This window comes from Microcystis sp. LSC13-02, from assembly GCA_002282935.1.
Classification (GTDB): Bacteria; Cyanobacteriota; Cyanobacteriia; order Cyanobacteriales; family Microcystaceae; genus Microcystis.
The window spans coordinates 1-5,689 of sequence record MTBT01000172.1 but is presented as its reverse complement, the minus strand read 5'-3'; the positions used below and the strand labels follow the sequence as shown (position 1 = coordinate 5,689).

Genomic DNA, 5,689 nt, shown 5'->3' with positions numbered 1-5,689 from the left:
AGTACATCGCTTGGTACAAAAAACAAGGGCAACAAAGCCTGAAACTCCTGACTCCTGACTCCTGACTCCTGACTCCTGACTCCTACCCCCAGGAAAAACTTTTTCAGCAGACCCTAATTAAACATTCGGTTTTTCTTGTTCTTCGTCTTATTGAATACAGTCGAGCGCAAAACCCCTTTTTCTTGGCATAATCTGATAGTTTTATTTGAACTGTAAGGTAAACTTGCACTAACCACAGTAGCAGTTGTTTGCTGTTATTTGCGTATATTTTCTACAAAACTTTACAATACCAGCTGCAATGTGGGGGCGCAAAGCTCGCGCCCCTAATCTAAGGTCGAGAAATAACAGGCTGATGGCTGATAGCTTAATGCTATAAATCTTCTTCTACCAAAGCCTCGACCCGTCCTGTTTTGACCGCTTCCACCAAAGCGGCGTGATCTCGTTCTGTCTGCTCGGCATAAGCGATCGCAAACTCGCCCATCGCTAGATCGAACTGATCTCCTTTCCCCAAATAACCGCTAATGGTGGCTGCGTCTCCAGATTTAGCGTGGGCGCGGGCTAAGGTCCAGCCACAGAACTCGGCGTAGCGTTGCAGTTGGACAGCCGACACTCCCTCAATGGGTAGGGAAAACTTCATATCCCGCAGTTGCCGTAAATAGAAGTCTTTGCCCCGTCTTCCCTGGGTCCAGCCTAAAAATATGTCGCTAGAGGATTGCATCAATCTCTGGCCTGTAACCACCCGTTGTCCCTGATTTTCGTACTGGCTCTTGGCGGTATAGGGTTCCAGAACCGAAGGGCAGGCTTCCTTAACTTGTAGGATGAGGGGATGGTTGTCTTCCGAGAAAAATAGGGCGATATAACATCTAGTGCCGACACTGCCAATGCCTACCACTTTCAGGGCAAAGTCCTCTAACTGGTAGCGATCAAAGAGGACCCGGCGTTCCTCCGGCAGGGATTGGCGATAGTCTTCCAGACCCTCGCGCACGAGAGTCTCCCAATCCGGTTCGTTGACATGGTAGAGAATGGGCGGCTGATCGACAAAGCGATTGCGTCCCCCGGTTTGAGTGACGATCTTGGGGTAAAGATGTTCGATGATGCGCTCGCGGGCTTTTGCCATCATCTGTTCCCGTATCTTCCGCGTCTTTTCGTCGGGAGCCATCTCGATCGCCTGTTCTGCTCCTATGCGCGTGTACCATATCTCTAAGGGACTGAGGCGAGAATATTCCCGCAGGTGTTCTCGATAGGAACGAGCGCAATCGATCGCCGCCGCCTTCGATTCTTGATCGGATAGATCGCTATCCCTGCCGGCGATGACAAAGCTGACCACTAGACGCTTGAGATCCCATTCCCAAGGTGCGGGTAGGGTTTCGTCGAAATCGTTAATATCGAAGACTAAATTGCGTTCGGGGGTGGCAAAAAATCCGAAGTTCAACAGGTGGCAATCCCCGCAGGCCTGCACGATAACGTCGGTTTTGGGAGTGGTGGCCAGATCGTAGGCCATCAAAGCAGCGGAACCGCGCAGGAAGGTAAAGGGACTCCGCAACATTCGTCCGTAGCGGATAGGAATCAATTCCTGTAATCGCCCTCGATTTGATGCTTCGATGATCTCGATCGGCTCTCGACCAGCTGCGGGGGGTTGCCAGATGGCGTGGCTAGAACGCGGCAATCGCTCCCGGAGGGATTTACCGATCTGGATGCGTTCTTCCCGTGAACGGAATCGAGCTTGAGAAGATGAGCGGATCGGGGTTTCTATTTGGTGGTTCATAGCGACTTTTTCCCCTGAATGAGATTACATCCCTTGCTGTTAGATGACTAAATGAATACAAGCAATAGGAAATAGATAAGTCAATAGTGATGGTTCCCCGAATGGGATAACTTTCTAACATTTGCTCCTTTAGAGATAGCTTCTGATGCTCGGTTCAACAATTAATCTTCACTCGCTTCTTATTCGGGGAAGCTCAACATTATCGATGATACATTTTTTCTGAAATGGCTATCTCTTAAATTTGCTTAACTTTTAGCCCAATGGCAGCCCTACTACTTCGATTATATCTTGCTCAAAAATTGCTGGCGGAATGCTCGTAACAAAATTTTATCTAATGGTCAGCCTTCTGCCAGGGGCTAAAATCTCGCTCTTTTGTCGGGAAAAGGGGGGTATATTTCAGGTTAAAGGTGAAAATTTCCCCCTTGCCCGACTTCTGTAAGAAGTTTTCTGTTTATTTTTTTTGGTAATGATTCGGTAGTAAGCTAAGACGCATTTTAACCGCCCATCCTTAGATTAGCTAAATCTCCTTCAATCCCTTTACTGTTGACTCTTGCCTGTTGCCTCTTGCCTCGTCTGGCCCAAGCAATTTAAATTATGAACAGCTTATATATCCTACCTCTTGAAACCAGAAGATTTCTCCGATGATATGCGCCGTCAATTCTCCTGTTAGTACCAGTATCGACAAGGCGATGGCAACAGGAAGTATCTTTTTACTCAAGTGTTTTATCGTCCTTTCCATATATCTCATCATAAACCATAAATTCAGGTTTCAGCTTGGCTTTCTCAGTGGGAATTACGAGTTTGCTATAGTCGAGGTTTTATTTACCTCTTAATGATGAGATTATCATAACAATAATGGCTCTAACACGCTTCACTAGAAACCTGAATCGCTGACGATAAACTGGAATAACTGAGTTTTTAGTTTTGCGATAGCGGATAGCGAGTTTTCTGGCAAGCAGAAAGATATTTGATTCATAAATATCAATATCCCAACGATAAATTATTTGTTTCAATGTTCTTAAGTCGCCTATCTCTTCTAATGCTTCTGCTACTGATTCTAAAACATAATCATCTGCATCTGTCAGTGCTTCGGTTAAAGCTGGTACTGCTTCCCAGTTGCCGATATTTCCTAAAGTTTGTGCCGCTAAAGCTCTGACAGTTTTATCAGAATTCTTCAGTGCCTCAATTAAAATTGGTATCACTATATAATTGTCTATCGTGCTTAAAAGTATTACCATTCCAATCCAGGGTAAGCGCATCTAAAAATGTAGCAAATTATACAGACATCTAAGACAAGTAATAGAGTGTAGGCAAGGGGCATGGCAAATTTTCAGCCTTCCTTGTCTGAATCTGGCTGCTAGGAGATAATTCCTCTTGTTCCCCTAGACACCAGAATTGCTCATGTCCAAAGGATTTGCTCCCACGCTGACTCAAGGAAAGAACCGTCCGAAAACTCTGGAAGCTCAAGCTCTGAGTCAGCGACCTGATTGTTTTCATGGTTGATTTGACATTTTCTGGAGGCTTTTTCTGAGATTATTTTATACTCAATTGAATTGTGGCTAAAAGCTGATGGCGATAAAATATTGGTATTTCTTATCTAATTCTCTGTTCCCGCCGAAAAGCGATCGCTAGTGGGAAAATTTAATTTGACTGGAGCGTATAACACCCATTTCCCCACACAGATCCCTAGAGAGCGTTTCTCATAAAGATGAAGTATAAGCTAATTCGCTATCGACGATCGACTCCTACCTGACCATTAAGATAACTGTGATAAATAATTATGAGAAAATAAATCTCCATACTTAATTTTCTCGTGGCACAATAGAGACAAAGTATAAAAAACTTAACAATAAGGAGAGTTTCGATGGTTGCTACACCAGTCAAAACAAAACGTCTCACCGTGCAGGTGGCCGATCTCACCGCAGACACTACTGCTATTCGTTCCCTCGATTGGGATCGCGATCGCTTCGATATTGAATTCGGATTACAAAACGGTACGACTTATAATTCCTATCTGATTCGTGGGGAAAAAATCGCCCTTGTGGATACCTCTCACGAAAAATTCCGTCAACTATATTTTGATAGTCTCAACGGATTAATTAACCCCCAAGAAATCGATTATTTAATTATCAGTCATACCGAACCCGATCACAGTGGTTTGGTCAGAGATATATTGCAACTTGCTCCCAATATTACCGTCGTTGGGTCGAAAGTAGCAATTCAGTTTTTAGAGAATTTAGTTCATCATCCTTTTCAACGTCAACTGGTCAAAAATGGCGATCAGTTAGACCTAGGCAACGGTCACATTCTCGAATTCGTTAACGCTCCTAATTTACACTGGCCCGATACTATTTTTACCTACGATCACGGTTCGGGAATTTTATTTACCTGTGATGCTTTTGGAATGCACTACTGTTCCGATGATCTTTACGATGAGCAATTAAGTGCTATTGAACCGGATTATCGTTTCTATTATGAATGTTTAATGGCTCCTAATGCTCGTTCGGTACTAGCGGCGATGAAACGGATGGAACCCTTGGGTAATATTAATCTCGTGGCTAATGGTCATGGACCGGTATTAAAACATAATATTACCGAATTATTAAGCCATTATCGTGATTGGAGTCAGGCACAAACTAAGGCAGAAAAAACCGTCGCTGTTTTCTATATTTCCGACTATGGTTATAGCGATCGCCTCTGTCAATCTATTGCCAAAGGTATTACTAAAACTGGTGTGGCTGTAGAAACTCTAGACCTGAAATCCGCCGATCCCCAAGAGGTAAAAGAATTAGCTTCTTCCGCGGTGGGAATCGTCATCGGTACTCCCCCCGTTTCTGGTATTCATGCCCAAGAAATTACGGGGAATCTAGGCACAATTCTCGCCTCGGTTAACCCCAAACAATACCTCGGAATGTTTGAATGTCAAGGGGGTGATGATGAACCGATTTTACCTCTATTTAATAAGTTTCTCGAAGTTGGCTTAACCAAAGCTTTCGATCCCATTCGTAGCTCGGAAACTCCTAACGAGAGTCTCTATCAACGCTGTGAAGAAGCGGGGACAGATATGGGACAACTATTAACCCAAGAGGTAAAAGTTAAACAAAGAAAATCCCTCGATACTGACCTTGATAAAGCCATCGGACGGATTAGCGGTGGTTTATATATTATTACCACCAAGAAAGGAGACAGAAGCGGGGCAATGGTCGCTTCTTGGGTGACTCAAGCAAGTTTTGATCCTCCCGGTTTTACCGTTGCTGTGGCCAAAGATCGGGCGATCGAGTCTTTACTGCAAGTGGGGGATCAATTCGTTTTAAATATTCTGGAAGAAGGCAATTATCAAACCCTGATGAAACACTTTTTAAAACGTTTCGGACCTGGGGAAGATCGTTTTGCAGGAGTCAATACTCGCACCGCTAATAATGGTTCCCCAATTTTAGCCGATGCCCTCGCTTATTTAGAATGTGAGGTAGTTAGTCGTATGGAATGTGCTGACCACTGGATTGTTTACAATAAAGTCACCGATGGTCGCGTTTCTCAACCTGATGGTTTAACGGCTGTTCACCATCGCAAAGTCGGTAATTATTATTAGGATTCTTGCTTGATTTGACTGGTTGAGAAAATACAGATCAAGATGCTTGATCTCAGCTTTTGAGATTGTTTAACCTCTCAACCAGTTAGTCAGCTTTTTCCAGTGATCAGTAAACAGTGAACAGTAATCAGTGAACCGAAAACTCAGACTAAATCCGTTGAGTATAGGCTAGATATCAGGAGAGGCACTCATGCAAGAGGCACTCATGCAAAACGGAGAATAAATAATCAGTTTTTAATAACCAGATTTAGTATTGTAAAGTTTCAATGCAAATATGGTCAGATATAGTCAGGCATGGTAATATATAGACATGAAACTATCAGACTATGCAAAAA

At 43.7% G+C, this 5,689-nt stretch carries 3 protein-coding genes; 1 reads left to right on the top strand and 2 read right to left on the bottom strand.

From position 1 onward, the window contains the following. Positions 1-370 precede the first annotated feature (370 nt). Positions 371-1,765 (bottom strand): DUF2252 domain-containing protein, encoded by a 1,395-nt coding sequence (locus tag BGL89_RS10365; RefSeq protein WP_286825646.1) that lies wholly within the window; start codon positions 1,763-1,765, stop codon positions 371-373. Positions 1,766-2,583: 818 nt separating this feature from the next. After that, positions 2,584-3,003, bottom strand: coding sequence for a HEAT repeat domain-containing protein (locus BGL89_RS10360; RefSeq protein WP_286825645.1), 420 nt, complete (start codon positions 3,001-3,003; stop codon positions 2,584-2,586). Positions 3,004-3,629: 626 nt separating this feature from the next. On the opposite strand from BGL89_RS10360, the gene BGL89_RS10355 reads away from it, so the two are divergent. Further along, positions 3,630-5,354 (top strand): diflavin flavoprotein, encoded by a 1,725-nt coding sequence (locus tag BGL89_RS10355; protein WP_286825644.1) that lies wholly within the window; start codon positions 3,630-3,632, stop codon positions 5,352-5,354. The last annotated feature ends 335 nt before the right edge of the window (positions 5,355-5,689 follow it).